Origin of the sequence: Microbacterium sp. CGR1 (assembly GCF_001266755.1) — a bacterium.
Classification (GTDB): Bacteria; Actinomycetota; Actinomycetes; order Actinomycetales; family Microbacteriaceae; genus Microbacterium.
Window position 1 is genome coordinate 793,225 of sequence record NZ_CP012299.1, and the last position, 20,879, is coordinate 814,103.

23 protein-coding genes are annotated in these 20,879 nt (G+C 66.5%); 10 read left to right on the forward strand and 13 right to left on the reverse strand.

Going from position 1 to position 20,879, the window contains the following annotated elements; all coding sequences use genetic code 11:
• The first annotated feature begins 23 nt into the window (after positions 1–23).
• The 3 genes from tatC to lnt are packed head-to-tail and all read left to right on the forward strand — an operon-like array spanning position 24 to position 4,791.
• A complete protein-coding gene (gene tatC / locus AKG07_RS03730) occupies positions 24–782 on the forward strand; it encodes a twin-arginine translocase subunit TatC (RefSeq protein WP_053096065.1) in 759 nt (252 codons plus the stop codon).
• Entirely contained in the window at positions 779–3,256 is a 2,478-nt protein-coding gene (locus AKG07_RS03735; protein ID WP_053096066.1) for a DEAD/DEAH box helicase, read from the forward strand. Before tatC ends, AKG07_RS03735 begins: the two co-directional genes overlap by 4 nt.
• An 11-nt stretch (positions 3,257–3,267) precedes the next feature.
• Positions 3,268–4,791, forward strand: coding sequence for an apolipoprotein N-acyltransferase (lnt, locus tag AKG07_RS03740; protein ID WP_053096067.1), 1,524 nt, complete (start codon positions 3,268–3,270; stop codon positions 4,789–4,791).
• Here lnt and AKG07_RS03745 read toward each other — a convergent pair.
• The 4 genes from AKG07_RS03745 to AKG07_RS03760 all read right to left on the reverse strand — a co-directional run bounded on the left by AKG07_RS03745 (position 4,788) and on the right by AKG07_RS03760 (position 7,476).
• Positions 4,788–5,171, reverse strand: coding sequence for an RNA polymerase-binding protein RbpA (locus AKG07_RS03745; protein WP_053096068.1), 384 nt, complete (start codon positions 5,169–5,171; stop codon positions 4,788–4,790). The genes lnt and AKG07_RS03745 overlap by 4 nt on opposite strands.
• A 125-nt stretch (positions 5,172–5,296) precedes the next feature.
• On the reverse strand, positions 5,297–6,070 hold the full coding sequence (locus AKG07_RS03750) for a glycerophosphodiester phosphodiesterase family protein (RefSeq protein ID WP_053096069.1): 774 nt from the start codon (positions 6,068–6,070) through the stop codon (positions 5,297–5,299).
• A complete protein-coding gene (locus tag AKG07_RS03755) occupies positions 6,067–6,993 on the reverse strand; it encodes an SPFH domain-containing protein (RefSeq protein WP_053096070.1) in 927 nt (308 codons plus the stop codon). The genes AKG07_RS03750 and AKG07_RS03755 overlap by 4 nt, the downstream gene beginning before the upstream one ends.
• A gap of 9 nt (positions 6,994–7,002) precedes the next feature.
• Entirely contained in the window at positions 7,003–7,476 is a 474-nt protein-coding gene (locus tag AKG07_RS03760; protein ID WP_053096071.1) for an NfeD family protein, read from the reverse strand.
• 120 nt (positions 7,477–7,596) lie between these two features.
• Between AKG07_RS03760 and AKG07_RS03765 the strand changes: the two genes are divergently transcribed.
• The gene (locus tag AKG07_RS03765) at positions 7,597–8,361 is read left to right on the forward strand and encodes an SDR family oxidoreductase (RefSeq protein WP_053096072.1); all 765 of its coding nucleotides are present in this window, start codon (positions 7,597–7,599) and stop codon (positions 8,359–8,361) included.
• Between the two features lie 63 nt (positions 8,362–8,424).
• Here the strand turns inward: AKG07_RS03765 and AKG07_RS03770 are convergent, their stop codons facing one another.
• Positions 8,425–9,024 carry an HdeD family acid-resistance protein gene (locus tag AKG07_RS03770; protein ID WP_053096073.1) on the reverse strand — a complete coding sequence of 200 codons (600 nt, stop codon included), beginning with the start codon at positions 9,022–9,024 and terminating at the stop codon, positions 8,425–8,427.
• A 179-nt stretch (positions 9,025–9,203) separates the two neighbouring features.
• Between AKG07_RS03770 and AKG07_RS03775 the strand changes: the two genes are divergently transcribed.
• Genes AKG07_RS03775 through AKG07_RS03785 form a run of 3 tightly spaced genes read left to right on the forward strand, consistent with a single transcriptional unit; the run spans position 9,204 to position 12,395 of the window.
• A complete protein-coding gene (locus AKG07_RS03775) occupies positions 9,204–9,602 on the forward strand; it encodes a helix-turn-helix transcriptional regulator (protein ID WP_232224559.1) in 399 nt (132 codons plus the stop codon).
• Positions 9,603–9,607: 5 nt separating this feature from the next.
• Positions 9,608–10,018 carry a VOC family protein gene (locus AKG07_RS03780; RefSeq protein WP_053099110.1) on the forward strand — a complete coding sequence of 137 codons (411 nt, stop codon included), beginning with the start codon at positions 9,608–9,610 and terminating at the stop codon, positions 10,016–10,018.
• Positions 10,019–10,043: 25 nt separating this feature from the next.
• Complete coding sequence (locus AKG07_RS03785; RefSeq protein WP_053096075.1) at positions 10,044–12,395, forward strand: ATP-binding cassette domain-containing protein; 2,352 nt, start codon at positions 10,044–10,046, stop codon at positions 12,393–12,395.
• A gap of 66 nt (positions 12,396–12,461) precedes the next feature.
• On the opposite strand, the gene AKG07_RS03790 is transcribed toward AKG07_RS03785, so the two are convergent.
• Entirely contained in the window at positions 12,462–13,307 is an 846-nt protein-coding gene (locus AKG07_RS03790) for a class I SAM-dependent methyltransferase (RefSeq protein WP_053096076.1), read from the reverse strand.
• A gap of 100 nt (positions 13,308–13,407) precedes the next feature.
• On the opposite strand from AKG07_RS03790, the gene AKG07_RS03795 reads away from it, so the two are divergent.
• Positions 13,408–13,734, forward strand: a complete 327-nt coding sequence (locus AKG07_RS03795; RefSeq protein WP_053096077.1) for a hypothetical protein — start codon at positions 13,408–13,410, stop codon at positions 13,732–13,734.
• Between the two features lie 121 nt (positions 13,735–13,855).
• Here AKG07_RS03795 and AKG07_RS17420 read toward each other — a convergent pair whose 3' ends face one another.
• The 4 genes from AKG07_RS17420 to AKG07_RS03815 are packed head-to-tail and all read right to left on the reverse strand — an operon-like array spanning position 13,856 to position 16,289.
• Positions 13,856–14,965: a GNAT family N-acetyltransferase gene (locus tag AKG07_RS17420; protein WP_082297810.1), complete on the reverse strand. Its 1,110-nt coding sequence runs from the start codon at positions 14,963–14,965 to the stop codon at positions 13,856–13,858.
• Positions 14,966–14,999: 34 nt separating this feature from the next.
• Positions 15,000–15,332, reverse strand: coding sequence for an ArsR/SmtB family transcription factor (locus AKG07_RS03805; RefSeq protein ID WP_053096078.1), 333 nt, complete (start codon positions 15,330–15,332; stop codon positions 15,000–15,002).
• A gap of 27 nt (positions 15,333–15,359) precedes the next feature.
• Positions 15,360–15,905: a GNAT family N-acetyltransferase gene (locus tag AKG07_RS03810; protein ID WP_233277319.1), complete on the reverse strand. Its 546-nt coding sequence runs from the start codon at positions 15,903–15,905 to the stop codon at positions 15,360–15,362.
• 15 nt (positions 15,906–15,920) lie between these two features.
• Positions 15,921–16,289, reverse strand: coding sequence for a VOC family protein (locus AKG07_RS03815; RefSeq protein WP_053096079.1), 369 nt, complete (start codon positions 16,287–16,289; stop codon positions 15,921–15,923).
• A gap of 96 nt (positions 16,290–16,385) precedes the next feature.
• On the opposite strand from AKG07_RS03815, the gene AKG07_RS03820 reads away from it, so the two are divergent.
• Together AKG07_RS03820 and AKG07_RS17805 are read left to right on the forward strand one after the other, a co-directional pair.
• Positions 16,386–17,711 carry an MFS transporter gene (locus AKG07_RS03820; RefSeq protein ID WP_053096080.1) on the forward strand — a complete coding sequence of 442 codons (1,326 nt, stop codon included), beginning with the start codon at positions 16,386–16,388 and terminating at the stop codon, positions 17,709–17,711.
• A gap of 79 nt (positions 17,712–17,790) precedes the next feature.
• Positions 17,791–17,940: a hypothetical protein gene (locus tag AKG07_RS17805; protein WP_171821916.1), complete on the forward strand. Its 150-nt coding sequence runs from the start codon at positions 17,791–17,793 to the stop codon at positions 17,938–17,940.
• 16 nt (positions 17,941–17,956) lie between these two features.
• Here AKG07_RS17805 and AKG07_RS03825 read toward each other — a convergent pair whose 3' ends face one another.
• From AKG07_RS03825 to AKG07_RS03835, 3 genes are read right to left on the reverse strand one after another with little or no spacing between them, the layout of a single operon-like run.
• Positions 17,957–18,697: a formylglycine-generating enzyme family protein gene (locus AKG07_RS03825; RefSeq protein WP_053099112.1), complete on the reverse strand. Its 741-nt coding sequence runs from the start codon at positions 18,695–18,697 to the stop codon at positions 17,957–17,959.
• Between the two features lie 11 nt (positions 18,698–18,708).
• Positions 18,709–19,467: an SGNH/GDSL hydrolase family protein gene (locus AKG07_RS03830; RefSeq protein ID WP_053096081.1), complete on the reverse strand. Its 759-nt coding sequence runs from the start codon at positions 19,465–19,467 to the stop codon at positions 18,709–18,711.
• Between the two features lie 37 nt (positions 19,468–19,504).
• The gene (locus AKG07_RS03835; protein ID WP_053096082.1) at positions 19,505–20,857 is read right to left on the reverse strand and encodes an MFS transporter; all 1,353 of its coding nucleotides are present in this window, start codon (positions 20,855–20,857) and stop codon (positions 19,505–19,507) included.
• Positions 20,858–20,879: the final 22 nt, after the last annotated feature.

The window sequence follows — 20,879 nt, forward strand, 5'->3', positions numbered from 1 at the left end:
AGACGCCGGGCCGTGACAGGCGGATGTCTCTCGGCGCGCACCTGATCGAGCTCCGTAAGCGTCTGTTCATCGCGGCAGGTGCCCTGGTGGTCGGCATGATCATCGCCTTCTTCGTGACGGAGCCGATCATCGAGCTCCTCTCGGTGCCGATCCGCACGATCGCTGCAGAAGCCGGGCGCGAGTACACGGGTCTCAACTTCACGACCGTCACGAGCGGGTTCGATCTGCGGATGCGGATCGCGTTCGCCATCGGTCTGCTGCTCTCGGCGCCCGTGTGGCTCTGGCAGGTGTGGGCCTTCGTCATGCCCGGCCTCACCAAGAAGGAGACCCAGTACACCTGGGGATTCCTCGGGGCGGCCATCCCGCTGTTCTTCGGCGGCTGCACCGTCGCGTTCTTCGTGCTTCCGCATGTGATCGAAGTCATGGCGTCGTTCGTCCCCACCGGCATGGCGCAGTTCTTCGACTACTCCACCTACTACGACTTCGTCTTCAAGTTCCTGCTCGTGCTCGGCATCGCCTTCGTGCTCCCGGTCTTCCTCGTCGCGTTGAACGTCGCGGGAATCGTATCCGGCCGCGACATCCTGAAGGGCTGGCGAGTCGCCATCCTGGTGTGCACGATCTTCGCCGCCGTCACGACTCCGCCTGCCGATGTGTTCTCGATGCTGCTGCTGATGGGATCGATGATCGTGCTGTACTTCGCGGCGACCTTCATCTCGATGCTCTTCGACCGACGCAAGCGCAAGCGCGACGCCGCTGCAGGCATCGAACCCGTGGCCGTATGAGCTCGCCGGCCGAACGATACGCCGCGGCTCAACAGGCCGCAGGGCACCCGGCGACCGTCGCCTTCGCTGCGAACCAGAAGTTCGAGCTCGACCCCTTCCAGGTCGAAGGATGCCACGCACTCGAAGACGGCCAGAGCGTGCTCGTCGCCGCGCCGACCGGTGCAGGCAAGACGATCGTCGGCGAGTTCGCGATCCATCTCGCGATGCAGACTCCACGGGACAAGGCCTTCTACACGACGCCGATGAAGGCGCTCTCGAATCAGAAGTTCCGCGAGCTGGTCGATGTGTACGGCCCGGACGACGTCGGTCTGCTCACCGGCGACACGAACATCAACGGCAACGCCCGGATCGTCGTGATGACGACCGAGGTGCTGCGCAACATGATCTACGCCGACTCGGCCGCGCTCCGGGACCTCCGCTACGTCATCATGGACGAGGTCCACTACCTCGCGGATCGTTTCCGCGGGGCAGTGTGGGAAGAGGTGATCATCCACCTGCCGCAGCACGTACGGCTGGTCTCCTTGAGCGCCACCGTCTCGAACGCCGAGGAGTTCGGGGACTGGCTCGACACCGTGCGCGGGGACACCGAGGTGATCGTCTCGGAGATCCGTCCGGTTCCGCTCGAGCAGCACGTGCTCGTCCGTGATGATCTGCTGCCGCTCTTCGACGATCGGGCGGGGATCGCGACCGCACAGGTCAATCAGGAGCTGATGCGGATCCGCTCCTTCACCGGCTCCAACTACGACAACAATCGTTCGGCGCAGGAGTATCGCAGCAATCGTCATGCCGGCCGACAGGCGCAGCGCCCGCCACGAGGCGGACGTCGCCCCGTCCGTTCCGCGAATGTGCGTCGGATCGAGCGCATGGATCGCCCGGACGTGGTGCGGCTGCTCGAGCAGGCCAATCTCCTGCCTGCCATCTTCTTCATCTTCAGCAGAGTCGGGTGCGACGCGGCGGTGCAGCAGGTCCGGAGATCGGGCGTGCGGCTGACGTCGACCGAGGAGCGCGCGGAGATCCGAGCGATCGTCGAGGACCGGACCCGTTCGCTGCAGGATGAGGACCTCGGTGTGCTGGGCTACTGGGAGTGGCTCGAGAACCTCGAGCGCGGTGTGGCTGCGCATCATGCGGGTCTGCTGCCGGCCTTCAAGGAGGTCGTCGAGGACCTCTTCAAGCGCAAGCTCGTGAAGGTCGTCTTCGCCACCGAGACCCTGGCTCTGGGCATCAACATGCCCGCGAGAACCGTCGTTCTCGAGAAGATGGAGAAGTTCAACGGCGAGGCCCGAGTCGCGATCACATCGGGGGAGTACACGCAGCTCACCGGTCGGGCGGGACGACGCGGCATCGACGTCGAAGGTCACGCGGTGGTGCAGTGGACCGAGGGCATGGATCCGCAGGCGGTCGCGGCCCTCGCCTCTCGCCGCACCTATCCGCTGAACTCCAGCTTCCGGCCGACGTACAACATGGCCGTCAACCTGATCGATCTGTTCGGCAAGCCCCGGGCCCGCGAAGTGCTCGAGTCGTCTTTCGCGCAGTTCCAGGCCGACCGCGCAGTCGTCGGACTGGCGAGACAGGTCCGCGAAGCGGAGGAGTCGCTGGACGGGTACAAGGCGGCGATGGTCTGCGATCACGGCGACTTCCTGGACTACGCCTCGATACGCCGCGAGCTGAGCGATCTCGAGAAGAAGAACCGCCAGGACTCGAACGCGCCGCGCACATCGCGCGACAAGCGCATGAAGCAGATCCACAGCCTCCGCACGCGCATGCAGCGTCACGGATGCCATCGATGCCCTGATCGCGAAGCCCATGCGCGCTGGGCCGAACGGTACTGGAAGCTCAAGCGTCAGAACGATCGCATCCGCCGACAGATCGAGACGAGGACCGGCACGGTGGCGCGCGTCTTCGATCGCGTCGTCGAGGTGCTCGAGACCCTGGACTATCTCCACCGAGACGACGAGGGGGAGACAACGCTCACCGAGGCCGGGCGGACGATGCGCCGGATCTATGGCGAACGCGATCTGCTGGTGGCCGAATCTCTCAGGCAGGGGCTGTGGAACGGTCTCGACGCGCCGTCCCTCGCTGCGATGGCGTGCTGCCTCGTCTACGAGCCTCGTCGCGACGAGGCGAATGCGGGGGAGCGGGACCTGCCCCGAGGTGCCTTCCGCGCAGCGTACGAGAAGACGACGACCCTGTGGGCCGAGCTGGACGACCTCGAGAAGGACCACCATCTGCCGGGATCCGAGCCTCTGTCGGCCGGCCTCGCCGGTGCGATGCACTCGTGGGCGCGAGGAGGGATGCTGGACCGCGTCCTCGTGGACGCAGACATGGCGGCCGGCGACTTCGTGCGATGGGCCAAACAGACGATCGATCTGCTCGATCAGCTCTCGATCGTCGCGGAAGACGGTGCGCTGGCCCGCAACGCCCGCGTGGCTCTGGACGGCGTCCGTCGCGGCATCGTCGCCTATTCCTCGATGTGAGAATAGGAAGGATGCCCGAACCCCGCGTGCCGCAGCGCCCCCTCCTGCCGCTCTCGCTCGCCCTCCCCGCTGCGGCGATGGCCGCGCTCCTGATGAATCTGTCCTATCCGTCCACTGCGGTGTGGGTGCTGGCATTCCCGGCCACCGCGCTGCTGCTCGTGGCGCTGATCGGTCGAGGGGCCGGCGGAGCTCTGGCGGTCGGACTCGTCTACGGTGTGCTCTTCTTCGGACTGCTCGTGTCCTTCACGTCTCGCTACCTGGGCCCGCTGCCCTGGGCGGCGCTGAGTGTCCTGGAAGGCGTGCTCACGGCGGCGGCCGTGATCCTGATCACCCTCGCCTATCGCTGGATGCCCCGAGCCTTCCCGAGCGTCTGGGCGCGGCTCCTGCTCCTTCCGGCCGTGGTGGCGGCGCTCTGGGTCGGGCGCGAGGTGTTCGTCGGCTCCTGGCCCTATGGAGGGTTCCCCTGGGCTCGTCTGGGCATGAGCCAGGCCGAGAGCCCGCTGGCTCACGTCGCGTCCTGGACCGGCGTGAGCGGTCTCAGCTTCCTGATGGTGTTCCTCGTCGCCCTCGTGATCCAGGTGGTGCGCGAACGACTGTGGCGCCGGCCGGCTGCGCTGATCGCACCGGTCGTCGTGACCGTGGTTCTGCTGCTCACACCGCTCTTCCCCACGACCACCAGCGGGTCGCTGCGCATCGCGGCGGTGCAGGGGAACGGGCCGAGCGGGTATTTCGACGAGCGCGAGCCTTACTCGCTCATCGACGCGCAGACCGACGCGACCGAACCGCTCTACGGCGAGGACGTCGACCTGCTGGTCTGGCCCGAGGGGTCGCTCGACTTCGATCCGTTCCAATCGGACTCTCTGGCGAGAAGAATGAGCGCGATCGCCTCGCGTGTCGGCGCACCGCTGCTGGCGAACGCCGCCACGGAACGAGACGGTCTGTTCTACAACACGTCGATGCTCTGGACGGAAGAGGGCGCCGACGGGCAGGTCCATGACAAGCGGCATCCGGTCCCCTTCGGGGAGTACGTCCCCGACCGCGCCTTCTTCAACGCGCTCGCACCCGATCTGATCGGTCTGATCCAGCGCGAGTACACCCCGGGCTCGAATCCGCCGGTCATCGACGTCGACGGTGTGAAGGTCGGGCTGGCGATCTGCTTCGACGTGATCTACGACGACGTGATCAGCGAGGGCATGGCAGACGGTGCCGAAGTGCTCGTCTTCCAGACGAACAACGCGGACTTCCGTGGGACGAATGAGAATCTGCAGCAACTCGCCGTCGCGCGGATGCGTGCGATCGAGACCGGCCGCAGCGTCGTGAACATCTCGACGGTCGGCACCAGCCAGGTGATCCGCGCGGATGGCACGACGGTCTCGAGCCTGGATGCAGGAAAGGCCGGAGCGTTGCTCGAGGATGTCGAGCTGCGCTCCGGCCTGACTGCTGGAGTCGTCCTGGGACCCTGGATCCAAGGTCTTCTGGTCTGGGGCGGACTGGGCGCGCTGGCCTTCGGGTGCTTGCGCGCCCGCAGGCGCTAGGCGCCGATCTTCTCGCGGGTCGGGTCTTCACCTGCGCCGCGGCGGGCACGGATGAAGGCGAGTCGCTCCTCGAGGAGCTCCTCGAGCTCTGCGCGGGTACGACGCTCGAGAAGCATGTCCCAGTGTGTGCGGGCGGCCTTCTCGTCCGTGGCATCGAGCGTGACGGCCTGGCCGTCGACGTTCAGGCGCGCGTCCGCTCCGCAGGAACGGCATTCCCACGTCTGGGGCGGCTCTGCGTCCGCCGAGAACATCAGGTTCGTGACATGGCCGCAGGTGTCACAGATGTAGGTGGTTTCACGGCGCTCCATGAAAACGACGCCCTCTTCGCTCTGTAGGCTCTGGGCGCCGAGTCGGATGCCGCGTAGGCTGCGATCTGCCATTGTGTGGTCCTCTCGTCGCTGTCAGGTATAACGCTCCAGCCTGTGCGCTTCATCCATACGAGCGCGTTCTCGGCGCTATTCACAGCGGAATCCCAGCGCCACAGCGTAATGGCGGCGTGGCGGTCTCAGCGGCCGATCGTGACCAGCGCGAGATCGGCGCGGTCGGTGACGATGCCGTCGACACCGAGCCGGACGAGTCGTCGCATGGAGTCCGCGTCGTTCACCGTCCACACGTGCACCTCGACGCCGCGCCGGTGCGCCGCTCGGAGGAGTGCAGGCGTCAGCACCTTCACGCCGCGATGCCGCTCAGGAATCTGCAGCACGTCGATGTCGAGCAGAGCGCGGCCGGGGGAGAGGCGCAGAGCGGAGAGAGCGCGGACCGCGGCGATGGTGCGGCTGCCGCCCGACGTCGCCGGTCGGAGCGGAGCCCCCGCGCGCAGGACCGCTGCGATCGTCGCACGTCGGTTCGCATCGGAGAAGCTGGTCACGAGAACTCGATGCGTGTGTTCCGCCAGGAGGGGGCCGAGGGGTGCTGCCGCGTCGACGGTCTTGACGTCGATGTTGAAGCGCGTGGTCGGGAAGGCGGAGAGTGCGTCAGCGACCGTGAGTAGCCCGCCGTGGTCGGAGAAGATCGCGGCGAGTTCGCGGGTGCGCACCTCACCGACGGGACGGGGATCGTCGGCCAGTCTGTGCAGCGTCGCGTCGTGGAAGAGCACGACGTCACCGTCGGCCGTCACCCGGCAGTCGGTCTCGATGTACTCTGCTCCGGCGGCATGAGCGGCGGCGACGGCGGCGGCCGAGTTCTCCCAGACACCGGAGTCCCCGCCCGCCGCGGTGATCAGACCGCGGTGAGCGAGGACTCGGGGGTGACGCGCCTTGACGAAATACGGGTGCGTCACGCGCCCGGCAGGTTCGTCGGGGGCTGTCCCGGTCGCGGGGTGAACGCGGTGCCGATGCCTTTGAGCGCCTCGGTCAGCTCGCTCGGGATGATCCAGAGCTTGTTCGACTGGCCTTCGCTGATCTTCGGAAGCATTTGCAGGTACTGGTACGCGAGCAGCTTGTCGTCAGGCTCGCCCTGGTGGATGGCGGTGAACACGTTCTGGATCGCTTCGGCCTCACCCTGGGCGCGCAGCACGGCGGCCTGCTTGTCGCCCTCTGCCCGGAGGATCTCGGCCTGTCGCGCACCTTCGGCCTCGAGGATCGCCGACTGCTTGGTTCCCTCAGCCGTGAGGATCGCCGCTCGACGGTCCCGCTCGGCGCGCATCTGCTTCTCCATCGAGTCCTGGATGGAGATGGGCGGGTCGATGGCCTTCAGCTCGACGCGGCCGACGCGGATTCCCCACTTGCCCGTCGCCTCGTCGAGCACGACGCGAAGCTGTCCGTTGATGTTGTCGCGACTGGTCAGGGCCTCTTCGAGGTTGAGTCCACCGACCACATTTCGCAGTGTCGTCGTCGTCAGCTGCTCGACGGCGCCCAGGTAGTTGGCGATCTCGTATGTCGCAGCGCGAGCATCGGTCACCTGGAAGTAGACGACGGTGTCGATCGAGACCACCAGGTTGTCCTCGGTGATCACGGGCTGCGGTGGGAAGGACACGACCTGCTCGCGCATGTCGATGAGGGGACGCAGCCGGTCGATGAACGGCACCAGGATGTTCAGACCCGGCGTCAGTGTCTTGTGATATCGGCCCAGGCGCTCGACCACGCCGGCCGTGGCCTGGGGGATGATGCGGATGGAGCGAGCCAGCGTGACCACCACGAAGATGATGATCGCGATGACGAGGATCCACCCGATCGCTGCGGGGATGAACGATGCATCGTCCAAGAGACTCTCCTAGTCGTTGACGGGACGGACGGTCGCGGTCGCGCCGTTGATCGTCATGACGGCGATCGGTGATCCTTGCGGGATCGGCACGGCTCCGGCGGTGCGGGCGGTCCAGGTGTCGCCGTTGCTCAGCTTCACCTGGCCGGAGATCTGGGTGATGTCCTGCAGCGCGATGCCTCGGAGATCGAGAAGCGCGTCGACGTTGGACTTGGTCGGGTCCTCGCCCCGATGCAGGCGTTTGATCAGCGGCGGACGCAGGAACAGGATGAAGAGCGCGGCCGCCGCGGCGGCTATCAGCACCTGTACCCAGACCGGAATGCCGAGGAAGTCCGTGACGAGCCCGACGACGCTGCCGAAGCTCAGCATCAGGAAGGTGAAGTCGAGAGTCAGCATCTCGATCACGAGGAAGATGGCGATCAGGATCAGCCAACCGATCCATGCCCATTGGTCGATGAACTGAACGAATGTCGCGAAGTTGTCCATGCGGCCTCCTTTGCGGTCAACCTATCACGCAGGTCGAGCGCGGTCCCGGCTGGACGGGGCCGGCTTGATAGTCTGAAAGCGCCGTGTCATCACGGCGAATCACGCATCAGAGGAGTCACTGTGACCGACGTTCTTCCCGCAGGTTCTCTCGAGGGCAAGGTCGCCCTCGTCACCGGCTCGTCTCGAGGCATCGGGGCGGACACCGTGCGCTACCTCGCCGAGGCCGGCGCCGACGTGGTGATCAACTTCCGCAACAAGGCCCCACGTGCAGAGAAGCTCGCCGGGCAGCTGCGCGAGCTGGGCCGCCGCGTGCTGGTCGTCGGTGCCGACCTGACCGATCCCGCGTCCGTCGGCGAGATGTTCGATGCGGTGAAGGCCGAGTTCGGACGCCTCGACGTCCTCGTCCTCAATGCCTCCGGCGGCATGGAATCGGGAATGGCCGAGGACTACGCCCTGGCCCTCAACCGCGACGCGCAGCTGAACGTCCTCGATGCGGCTGTTCCGCTGCTCGGCGACGGCGCGCGGGTCGTCTTCGTCACGAGCCACCAGGCGCACTTCATCCGCACCACCCCGACCATGCCGGAGTACGAGCCCGTCGCCCTGTCGAAGCGCGCCGGAGAAGACGCGCTCCGCGAGCGGATCCCCGGCCTCGCAGAGAAGGGCATCGGCTTCACCGTGGTGTCCGGAGACATGATCGAAGGCACGATCACCGCGACTCTGCTCGAGCGCGCCAACCCCGGAGCGATCGCGGAGCGGCGCGAATCCGCCGGCAAGCTCTACAACGTGTCGGAGTTCGCCGCGGAGGTCGCTCGCGCGGCAATCGACGCTGTCCCCGCCGACAACACGCGTCTCGTCGGCGATGTGAGCGCATTCGCCGCGGAGTGAGCGGCTGATACCACCGAAAGAGCCCCGTCCGCGTGGACGGGGCTCTTCGCGTTACGGGGAGGATCAGAGCGCGGAGTCGGCCTTCGCCGATGCCACGAACTCCTTCGCGTCCTTGCCCAGTGTGATCGCGCGCACGATCTGCACGATCCCGAGGACGACGAGCGAGATGCCGAGCACCAGCCAGAGCACGGCTGCCGCGTACAGGGGCGAGAAGAGGACGACGATACCGGCGATGATGCTGAGCAGAGCGTAGAGCAGCGTCCAGACTCGCGAGCCGTCCTTTCCGAGAAGCGACAACGCCACCACTCCGTCGACGATCCAGCTGATGCCGATGAAGATGACGACGACGAGCGCGAGAGTTGCAGCGGCCACGCCGAGGTTCGCGAACGCGATGACGCCGGCCACGATGTACACGAGGCCCAGCACGATGTGGCCGACTCGAGCCCACCCGCCCTTCACGCGGGAGAAGATGCCGAGCCCGATGTAGACGAGGCCCGCGATCACGAGGTAGGTGGCGAAGATGCCCGTCACGATGACGGCGGACTTGGCGGGCCAGACGAGCAGGACGATGCCCGCGATCAGTGCGATGACACCGGAGACGGCCAGGACGACTCGAATGGACTTGAACAGCGATTTCGCTTCGGAAGCGAGGGAATCAGTCATGGTGGGGACCCTTTCTGAGAAAATCCTGTGAGGGATGCTGACAGAGTAGCGCTGTCCGGTGACGGATGGGGGAACCCGATATCGATATGTCGCCGACGTTCACACTCCGTCACGCGCGGTCATGGCAAAATCAGGGGGTGACCTCGGACGATGACGCGCGGCTCCGCGAACTCGTCGTGATGCGCAAGGTGCGGGATCGGATCGACCGCGAGTACGCCACACCTCTCGATGTGGAGGCGCTCGCCCGCGGAGCACACATGTCGGCCGGGCATCTCAGCAGGCGCTTCAAGGAGACCTACGGCGAGTCGCCCTACTCCTATCTGATGACGCGGCGGATCGAGCGTGCCATGGCTCTGCTGCGCCGCGGCGACCTCAGCGTCACCGAGGTGTGCTTCGAAGTCGGATGCTCATCGCTGGGCACGTTCAGCACTCGATTCACGGAACTGGTCGGTGTCCCACCCCGCGTGTATCGTGAGCGCGCCGCCGACGTCGACGGCATTCCGACGTTCCAGGCGAAGCACGTCATCCGACCGATCAGGAATCAAGAAGCGCCGCGCACGGGCGCGCACCTAACGTGAGTCTCATGAACATCAGCATCCACTACGCATTCCTTCCGCACACCGATGCCGATGCGGCTCTCGGCTTCTACCGTGACGCCCTCGGCTTCGAGGTGCGCAACGACGTCGGCTACGACGGCCTGCGGTGGCTCACGGTCGGTCCCGCGGGGCAGCCGGAGACATCGATCGTGCTGCACCCACCGGCAACCGATCCCGGGATCACGGACGCCGAGCGCCAGACGATCCTCGAACTCATCGCGAAGGGCAGCTACGGCGCGCTGACTCTCGCGAGCGACGATCTCGACGCGGTGTTCGAGCGACTTGTCGACAACGGCGCCGATGTGGTGCAGGAGCCCATGGATCAGCCCTACGGCGTGCGCGACTGCGCCTTCCGAGACCCCGCAGGCAACCTGCTCCGAATCAACCAGGCCGGCTGACCCCGGTCACTACTCGAGGATCACCATGACGACGCACCCCGCTGACGGCCACGACATCATCCGCGTACAGGGTGCGCGCGAGAACAACCTCAAAGAGGTGAGCGTCGACATTCCCAAGCGTCGCCTCACCGTGTTCACCGGCGTCTCCGGATCCGGCAAGAGCTCGCTGGTCTTCGACACGATCGCCGCCGAGTCACGGCGCATGATCGACGAGACGTACAGCGCGTTCGTCCAGGGCTTCATGCCGTCGGTCCCGCGTCCGGACGTCGACGTGCTCGAGGGACTCACGACCTCGATCATCGTCGATCAGGAGCGTCTCGGCGCGAATCCGCGATCCACCGTCGGAACGGTCACCGATGCGAACGCCATGCTGCGCATCCTCTTCAGCAAGCTCGGTGACCCCTACATCGGAGGCCCGACGGCGTTCTCGTTCAACATCCCGACTCAGAAGGCCAGCGGAGTGATGACGGGGCCGGGCGGCGAGAAGAAGATCGTCAAGGACGCCATCTACCTCGGCGGCATGTGCCCTCGATGCGAGGGCAGGGGAGCGGTGTCGGATCTCGACCTCGCGCAGATCGTCGACGAGTCGAAGTCTCTCGACGAGGGAGCAATCATGGTTCCCGGCTACACGGCGGACGGCTGGATGGTGAAGGGCTTCTCCGCATCGGGCTTCTATCCCGCCGACAAGCCGGTCTCGGAGTTCACCGAGAAGCAGCGACAGCTCTTCCTCTACGGCGAGGTCACCAAGGTCAAGATCTCGGGCATCAACATGACGTACGAGGGGTTGATCCCCAAGATCACGAAGTCGATGCTCTCGAAAGACCTCGACGCGCTGCAGCCGCACATCCGCGCCTTCGTCGAACGCGTGGCGACGTTCGCGACATGCCCGGAGTGCGATGGCACCCGCCTCACCGAAGGAGCGAGGTCCTCCAAGATCGACGGCATCAGCATCGCCGATGCCTGCCGCATGCAGGTGACCGATCTCGCCGAGTGGGTGAGAGGCCTGGAGCTCCCCGGGGCGGCGCCCCTGCTCGAGGCGCTGAGCGCGAACCTCGACGCGTTCGTCACGCTCGGCCTGGGATACCTCAGCCTCGAGCGTCCATCTGGGACGCTGTCCGGGGGAGAGGCGCAGCGCATCAAGATGCTGCGTCACCTCGGCTCGTCTCTCACCGATGTGACGTACGTGTTCGACGAGCCGACCATCGGCCTCCACCCGCATGACATCCAGCGGATGAACACCCTCCTGCTGCGCCTGCGCGACAAGGGCAACACCGTGCTGGTGGTGGAGCACAAGCCGGAGACCATCGCCATCGGAGACCACGTGGTGGACCTCGGTCCCGGCGCAGGAAGCGCCGGTGGTGAGATCTGCTTCGAGGGGACCATCGAGGGATTGAAGGCCAGCGGAACCCGCACCGGCGCCCACCTCGACGATCGAGCCGCGCTGAAGGATTCGGTGCGCAGTGCCACCGGCGCGATCGAGATCCGAGGCGCCTCGGCCAACAACCTGCAGAACGTCGATGTCGACATCCCCACCGGGATCCTCACCGTCGTGACCGGGGTCGCGGGTTCCGGCAAGAGCTCCCTGATCCACGGGTCCGTGTCGAAGCGCGAGGGGGTCGTGGCGATTGACCAGGGCGCGATCAAGGGATCACGGCGCAGCAATCCCGCCACCTACACGGGCATGCTCGAACCGATCCGCAAAGCTTTCGCCAAAGCCAACGGCGTCAAGCCGGCCCTGTTCAGCGCGAACTCCGAGGGTGCCTGCCCGACCTGCAAGGGCGCCGGTGTCATCATCACCGAACTCGGGTTCATGGACACGATAGAGACACCCTGCGAGGACTGCGGCGGCAAGCGCTTCCAGGCTGCCGTCCTCGAGTACAAGCTGGCGGGCAAGGACATCACCCAGGTCTTGGATCTCCCGGTCGCCGAGGCACGGGTGTTCTTCTCGGAGGGGGAGGCGAAGCTGCCGGCGGCAGCGACGATCCTCGGACGCCTCGAAGATGTGGGCCTCGGTTACCTGTCGCTGGGACAGCCGCTGTCCACTCTGTCCGGAGGCGAACGCCAGCGCATCAAGCTGGCCATCCAGATGGGGGAGAAGGGCGACACCTACGTGCTCGACGAGCCGACCACGGGGCTCCACCTCGCTGACGTCCAGAACATCCTCGGACTGCTCGATCGACTCGTCGAATCCGGAAAGACCGTGATCGTGATCGAGCATCACCAGGCTGTGATGGCGCACGCCGACTGGATCATCGACGTCGGTCCCGGCGCGGGCCACGATGGCGGCCGCATCGTCTTCGAGGGAAGCCCCGCAGAACTCGTGGCTGCGCGATCGACGGTCACGGGCGAGCATCTGGCAGAGTACGTCGGCGCGTAGAGCGGGCGGCTGGCGCCATGTCACGAGCCGTGTCGCCAGATGAGTACGAACCTTCGCGACGAGCGATCAGTCCTTGCGTGCGACCACGGTGTACGTGCAGGGGAGAAGGTTCCGTTCCGTTTCAGGCCAGGCATACCCGCCGGGGACCTCGACCATCCGAGGACTGAACCGCCAGGGGAGTGTTCGCCCCTCGTCGAAGTGCAGAAGACGAAGGCCCGCTTTCAACAGCGACCCCAGGATCTCCGAGAGCGGGTGCGGCCATTCGTACGTGCGCGGGTGCGCGACCTTGCCGTCTCCGGCGTAGGTCGATTCGTCGTCCCATCGCTGCGCCCGGCCGTCACCGAAATACGGGTAGCGGGTCACGAGCGTCGGCGCATCTTCGTCGAGCGCGTACAGAGCAGGATGTCCGTCGCGGATGAAGAACGTGCCTCCCGGACGCAGCAGGCCGACGATCTGAGCGGCCCAGCGGTCGAGGTCGTCCAACCAGGTGATCGTGCCGATGCTCGTGTAGACGACATCGAAGTCACCCGTCACGGCTGCGCGTGCGTCGAGGACGTCCGTCTCGATCCATGTCGCCGAAACCCCCGTGCGCTCGGCCAGCGCTTCGGCCGCAGCAAGGGCCGGCGCCGAGAAGTCGACGCCGGTGACGGTCGCTCCCGCACGGGCCAGCGAGACGGAGTCGGTACCGATATGGCATTGCAGATGGCACAGGTCGAGTCCCGTGATTCTGCCGTCGGGCAGGAATCGGCGAAGCACCGGGAGATCGGCACTGACGACGTCGCTGAGATGCGAAGGATCGTCGAACGCGTCGAGACCGTAGGCGACCTCATGCAGCGGGACGCGATCGTTCCAGTTGTCCTGATTGGCGTCGCGGGCGACCGTCCAATCGATGTCGATGTTGCTACCGTTCACGCCTAGAGCCTAGCGATGCGCTCGCATCGTTCTCGTAGCAAATGACGAGTCGCGGATCAAGGGAGATCTTGTCGACGGCGACATCCTCTAGAAAAGCAGCATGCAGAAGATCATCTACGCCGGAGATGAGTACCTCACTGGAGATGCGATCGCCGATGCGCTGCTGGCTTACAGCCGAGCACTGGGAGACGATGAGCGTGCCGAGATCGTCGAGATCCCGGTGCGGGAGAACGACGGCGGCACAGCAGTCGCGAAGTTCCTCATCGGTCCAGCGAGCCAGATCGTGTCCAAGGAGGCCGCTGGCGAGGGTCCGGAGATCGAGGATCCCGAACTCGTCGAGCGACTGCGACAGCGCACCCGTTCTATCGAGTCTCCGACGAGTCAGCCGCTGGAGATCGAGTATCCACCCGGATACGACCTCGAATGACACCGGCCGTCCCGCGGCGTTCTGGACGACGGCGCAGCGGTGGCCATCGAAACGGGTAATAGCCGATAATGCACATTATGTCAGGTCGAGGGAGAAGCGCCCTCTCCCGGAGGCCTGAGCGTCACCAGGGCGTACCCCTCAGATCGACGCCCCCCGGCGGCCATCGCGAGTCAGATGCGTCGTAGATGAGTATGGGAGCTCCGAGGGGCTCGGTCGCGTCGGAACCGTCGGCGATCGATATGTGACGTTCTAGCGCGCGGATCCGCCTCCAGCCGGTGCTCTCATAGAAAGGCACGACCGCCTCACGGCATCCGAGGTATCCGAAGTCGACCAGCGCGTCGTTCCGCATCGCCTGCTGGGCACGCGCCATCACCCGTCGCCCGACCCCACTGCCGCGCCAGTCGGAATGCACGAGGACTCCCCCGGTTCCGGCGACGACGATCTCGTGGCCGCCTGCACTGATCGTGCGTCGCTGAAAGCCGACATGCGCGATCACGATCCGGCCGATCGACAGCATCACATGAACATGCGCCGGCGAATACCCGTACGGGCGGTCAGGATTCCAGGCGCCGTGCGTCACGCGGTACTCGGAGTCGAAGAGTTTGCCGAGCGCTGACAACTGCGATGTGGAAAGATCCTGATGCTCGACGAGCTCGGTGCGTTCGATCGGGGTGTGCTCGGTCCCGAGGTCGCGGACCGTGATGAGGGTGCGACCGTGCTCGCTGACGCGGCCCGATCGGCCCGAATCCACGAACCCCAGCTTGTCGAGCACGCGACGCGAACTCACGTTCCACTCCCAGACTCCCGCCCACGCACGGCGATAGCCCGCTTCGGCAGCCCACCGCAGGACCGCCGTCGCGGCCTCCGTGGCATATCCGCGATTGTGCACGGCCTGGAGGATCTCGAACGCTACCTCGGGCTCCTCATCGTTGCCGTTCGCGTCGAAGACGAGCCCGCAGTATCCGTAAACCTCCCCTGACACCGCGTCCTCCACTGTGAGCAGGCTCGATCGCTCCGAGGCCGGATCGGTGATGTGCGCGGCGATGTCGGACGCCGTAGGGTGTCCGGCTGGGTCCAGCTTCCGGTGCGCCGGCACGCGCTCATCCCGCTCGGTCCAGAGCGTGTGGAAGACGGTCGCGTCGGTGGCGGTCTGCGGCCGAAGGATCAGGCGCGCCGTCCGCAGGCGACCAGGAAGGGGTCTTGCGCCCGCTCGGCCGGATGTGTTCGTCACGGGGCCTCGGGGTTCTCGGCCGCCAGCGTGTCGATCATCGGCGCTCCTCCAGTCCTGCAGCGACCACTTCGAGTCGATCGGTACGGGAATCCCAGATTCGGCGCTGAGCGTCGAGCCAGTCCCCCACGGTGGCGAGTCGATCGCGGTCGAGGCTGCAGGTGCGCACGCGTCCGCGCTTGGTCGTGCGGATGAGACCATTCCCCTCCAGCGTGCGCACGTGCTTCATGAAAGAGGGCAGCGTGATCGCGAACGACTTCGCCAACTCCCCCACGCTCGCCGGACCCGATCCGAGAATCCGGATCACTTCCCGCCGCGTCGGGTCCGCGAGCGCGAGGAACACTCCGTTCACGTCGTCATGGTTAGCCATGGAGCAAAGTATTCTGCACCTCGACGGTTAGCGCGAGGGCAAAGTGTCGCGCTGTCGCACCATGCACACGAGGGCCTCGCGATCCTCCCAGGATTCGACACGCAGGAAGTCCCGGGATTCATACAGACGGATCGCCGCATCACACCAATGCCAGACGGACAGCCGGACAGGGGAACCCGCGACCTCCAGGGCGGCATCGAGCAGAGCACCGCCGACGCCTCGTCCCCGCACGCTCGGATCCGTCCAGAACCTCTTGACCTCTGCTTCTCCGGCGACCGGCCGGATGACGACCACTCCCACGGGCTGATCGTCCAGCTCTGCGATGAGCACAACGCACCCGGCGTACGCCAGAGCGGGGTCATCAGCCTCCTGCCTGTAATGCGGCGGCAGCGTGCCGGGCGGGGATGGCACTGCGATCCCGTGCTCCCGCTTCTCGTCCTCGGTCTGTAGGAGGTACGTCCGCACGAGATGGGTCACCGCAACCGCGTCGGAACCGTGCAGGTTCGTCCGCCGGATGCGGACAGAGGCGCGCTCGGGGCGTATGAGTGTGTCGAGATCAGGCTGTTCGGTCACAGGTTCATTCTGCCCTCAGCGTGAGGACCAGACGCCGAGCTCGTTGCCGCTGGGGTCGAGGAAGTGCAGGCGGCGGCCGCCGGGGAACTCGTACGGACCTTGCACGACCGCACCGCCGGCCTCGGTGATCGCCACCTGGGTGGCATCCAGATCGTCGGAGTACAACAGCACGAGAGGGCCACCGGGCGGGCGCCCCTGATCGGAGAGGAGCAGCCCGCCGACCTCGGATCCGTCGCCTGTGGGCGAGGCGATCCCTGCATAGGCGGGACCGTAGTCGACGAAGACCCATCCGAAGGCGTCGCGGTAGAAGCGCTTCGCCGTCTCGAGATCATTGACGACGAGTTCGACGTAGTTGATGGCGTGGTGCACGGGTGCGGGTGTCATGCGGCCACGCTAGCGACAGCATCCGACATGCGCCAGACAACCGAGAGGGCGGGCCGCGCGACAGGGGAGGTCGCGACCAGGAGTACCGTGGGAGGAGTGCATCAGGTTCCCCGCTCCCCCGTGACCGCCCCGGGATGGAGAGCCTGGCTCATCTGGGGTGTCGGCGTCGCGGCGTACGTCCTGGCGATCACGAACCGCACCTCCCTCGGCGCCGTCGGGGTGGAGGCCGCGGATCGATTCCAGGCCGACGCGTCGACCCTCGCGCTGTTCGCCGTGGTCCAACTCGCCGTCTACGGCGGAATGCAGATTCCGATCGGCATCCTGCTCGACCGTTTCGGCTCGCGCCCGATCATGACGATCGGCATGCTGCTCATGGCTGCAGGTCAGCTCACCATGGCACTCTCCCCCGGCATCGGCATCGCGATCTTCGCGCGCATCCTGCTCGGCGCCGGCGACGCGGCGATCTTCCCGGCCGTGCTGCGGCTCGTGGCGACCTGGTTCCCTGCGCAGCGCGGGCCGATCATGGTCCAGTTCACCGGCATCATCGGGCAGGCGGGACAGTTGATCGCACTCGTGCCCCTCGCCGCACTCCTGCACGCGACGACGTGGACGATCACCTTCGGCAGCATCGCGGGGCTCGGCGTGCTGTTCACCATTCTCGTCGCGCTCGTCATCCGCAATCACCCGGCGGAGCGTGGGGCCGACGTGACGGTCAACACCGACACGGGTGTCATCCGCGTCGTCACGTCGGCGATCGACACCGGTGTCGGCATCCGCGCCGCGTGGGCGCACCCCGGCACCCGCCTCGCGTTCTGGTCGCACTTCACGACACCTTTCGCGGGCACGGCGTTCATCCTCCTCTGGGGAATGCCCTTCCTGACCGCAGCGCAGGGGCTGGACACGGCGCATGCTGCGGGCATCATCTCGGTGTATGTGATCGCCGGAATGGCACTGGGCCCCATCATCGGAGACCTCTCGCGTCGGCTGCCGAATCAGCGTTCGCTCGCACTCGTCCTTCCGGCCGTCGGGGTGCAGGTCGTCGCATGGGTCGCCGTCCTCGCCCTGCCCGAACCGGCTCCGCTCTGGCTGCTCTACGTCCTCGCCGTGGCGCTCGCGACGGGAGGCCCGGCGAGCATGATCGCCTTCGACCACGCGCGCACGCACAACCCCTCGCATCGTCTCAGCACGGCCACAGGAGTGACGAATGCCGGTGGCTTCATCGCCGCTCTCATCGCGATCTTCCTCATCGGTCTCGCACTCGACCTGCAGGGCGCGGGGACGCCGGAGACCTACTCGCTGGAGGCGTTCCGAGTGGCGTTCCTCATGCCCATCCCGCTGTGGATCCTCGGTGTCACCTTCATCGTGATCGAACGCAAGCGCACCCGCATCCGGATGGGGCTGGATCCTGAGCGGCGACGCTGAGGAATCCGCGGATGGTGCTCATGCCCCCGAGCTTCACCTTCTCGAACGAGGACTCGGAATCGGAATCGGAAGGATGCTCGTGCAGGGCATCGTCGATGATCTGCAGGAGACCTCGACCGTGAAGCGCATCATGCTCGCCACCAGCGATGCGGACGGCCTCTACGCGAAGTTGGGCTTCTCCGAGCCGGAGGGACCGAGCCGGTACATGATCAGGCCCATGTCGCGATGAGACGGCCTCGAGCGATTCAGCGCCCCGGGCGCCGCAACGGCGTCCAGCCGAACGGCACCGGGCCGTCGAACGCTGCTCTCTCTTGGTCGGCGCGCGTCGACCACCCCTGAGCTTCTCCCGGAGTCTCATACGCGCCGCGCGCGACTCGAAGCCCGACGTCCTCATGGTGCATGCGGGGTCCTCCCCCGCGACGCACCGAGGCGCGGACGCTCCACGAATCGTCTGCGAAGCCGCCCCCGCGGAACACGCGATAGTCGTCGTATCGCGCGGGATCCAGCAGATCCCAGCACCACTCCCACACGTTGCCGAGCATGTCGAACAGCCCGTTGAGGTTGGGCAGCTTGCCGCCGACCTCCTGGGGAGCCGACACACCGTCGGCACTCGTCCACGCGGCCTCGGCGAGAGGTGCATAGTGCGGCCCCGTCGACCCTGCCCGGCACGCGTACTCCCATTCGGCTTCAGTCGGGAGACGATAGCCGTCTGCGGTCACGTCCCACGTGACGTCCTCGCCGTCGAATCGGTAGACCGGGTCGAATCCCTCCCACTCCGATGCGGCATTGCAGAAGTGGATCGCGCGCAACCAGCTCAGGTCCGCGGCCGGTCGACGGGGATGGCGTGAGGAGATCGGAAGGATCTCCGCCAGCTGCTCCTCGGTGATCGGGAAGACGCCGATCTCGAAATCCTCGAGACTGACGGTGCGTTCCACCTTTCGGCGCGCATCATGCAGTGTGACCGACCCGCCCCGGATCGGTCGCATCTCGATATCGGTCACGCCTGCGGCACCCTCTCGACCCAGTCGGGGTACTTCGCGGCACGTCCGTCACCGGACGAGGTGCGCGTGACGCGTCGCCTGACCCACGGGCCGACGAACTCTCGATAGTAGGCGAGCCCCGCGGGGCCACCCGCGGTGAGGGCTGTCGGTGACCACCAGGTCGACGGAGGCTCGTAGCCCAGCCCCTGCAGCACCCGTGCGGCGACTCGGTGGTGACCGGCGGCGTTCATGTGCAGGCGGTCCTCGGACCAGTACTTCGCATCTGCCAACTCGCGGTCGGGCCAGTTCAATGCGCGCACGACATCGTCGCGCCCTTCGACGCGTCGAAGCACGGCATCCGAGAGCTGGTCGCCTCGCCGCTGCACGAGCGATCCCATCGGGAGCTGGCCGCTCGGATTCGCTCCGGAGAGGAGGATCAGAGTGACGCCTTCTTCGTCGCAGCGGCGCAGGACCCGGCTGAACGCGTCAGCGATGTGCTCGAGGTGGGTCCGCGGCCGCAGCATGTCGTTGCCTCCGCCGTTGAACGACAGGTGGGTCGCGCGCAGCGCGAGCGCCGGCTCCAGCTGCTGCTCGACGATCGGCCAAGCCAGCTTGCCGCGGATGGCGAGGTTGGCATAGCTGATCGAATGGCCGGCGGCATCGGCCCACCCCTGAGCCACGAGATCGGCCCAGCCTCGCTCGCGGCCGTCGGGCAGCACATCACCCACTCCCTCGGTGAAGGAATCTCCGATGGCCACATAGCGAACGTCTGTCACCTCGACAGCCTATTCCCGCTCGCCGACACCAGGCGCATCAGCGGTCGTCGAGCGCCATCCCGCCGCGATCGACCAGGCCCCACGCCGCCGCGGCCGCGACCACGAAGCACGCGCCGAACACCGCGAACAGCACCGGCGCGCCCACGGCGACGAGAACGACCGGCACCGCGAGCGGAGCGATGATGGACGCGATACGCCCCACTCCGGCGGCCCATCCCGCGCCGGTGCCGCGAAGCGAGGTCGGGTAGATCTCCGGGGTGACCGCGTACAGCGCACCCCATGCGCCCAGGTTGAAGAACGAGAGAGCCATGCCCGAGGCGATGATCGCGGCTTCGGTCGTCGACGTGCCGAAGAAGACGGCCGAGACCGCCGAGCCGATCAGGAAGACCGACAGCGTCGTGCGTCGACCCCACACCTCGATGAGCCACGCGGCGACGGCGTAACCCGGAAGCTGCGCGAGCGTGATGATGAGAGTGAAACCGAACGAGCGGACGAGATCGAAGCCTGCATCGACCAGGATGCTGGGGATCCAGATGAAGGCGCCGTAGTACGCGAAATTCACGCACAGCCAGACGACCCATAGACACAGGGTGCGCACGCGGAACTCGCCGTTCCACAGTGTCGTCAGACGAGCTCGCGTCGTCACGGCGATCGCCCGCGACATCGGCTCGCGTCTGATCGCAGGCCCCGGCTCGACACCGGCGTCGGCCTCGAACGCCGAGACGATGCGATCGGCCTCGGCGATGCGCCCGCGCGACGCGAGCCACCGAGGCGATTCCGGCAGTCCCCAGCGCACGATCAGTGCGTAGACCGCGGGGATCGCGCCGAGGGCGAACGCCCAGCGCCAGCCGGCGTCGGACGCGGGGATCACGAAGAAGCCGATCAGTGCGGCCGCCGTCCATCCCACCGCCCAGAACGCCTCGAGGATGACGATCAGTCGGCCTCTGATGCGCGCCGGCGCGAACTCGCTCACGTACGTCGACGCCACGGGAAGCTCGGCGCCGAGCCCCAGCCCCACCAGGAAGCGCAGCACGAGAAGCGCGGCGAGGCCGCTCACGAGCGCACTCGCTCCGGTGGCGATGCCGTAGATGAGCAACGTCAGAGCGAAGACCTGGCGCCGTCCGAGCCGGTCGGCGAGAAGTCCGCCCAGCGTTGCGCCGATCGCCATTCCGATGAAGCCGACGGAGGCGATCCACCCGGCATCCGCCTTCGTCAGGCCCCACTGCTGGGTGAGTGCGGCGAGGATGAACGAGATGAGTCCCACGTCCATCGCATCCAGAGCCCACCCCACGCCTGATCCTGTGAGCAGACGAAGGTGGCGGCGCGTGAACGGAAGCTCATCGAGACGCCCGGCGATGGACGCCCGGCTCGGCAGCGCGGTGTTGGCCATCCCCTCATCGTAGAGGGGAGCG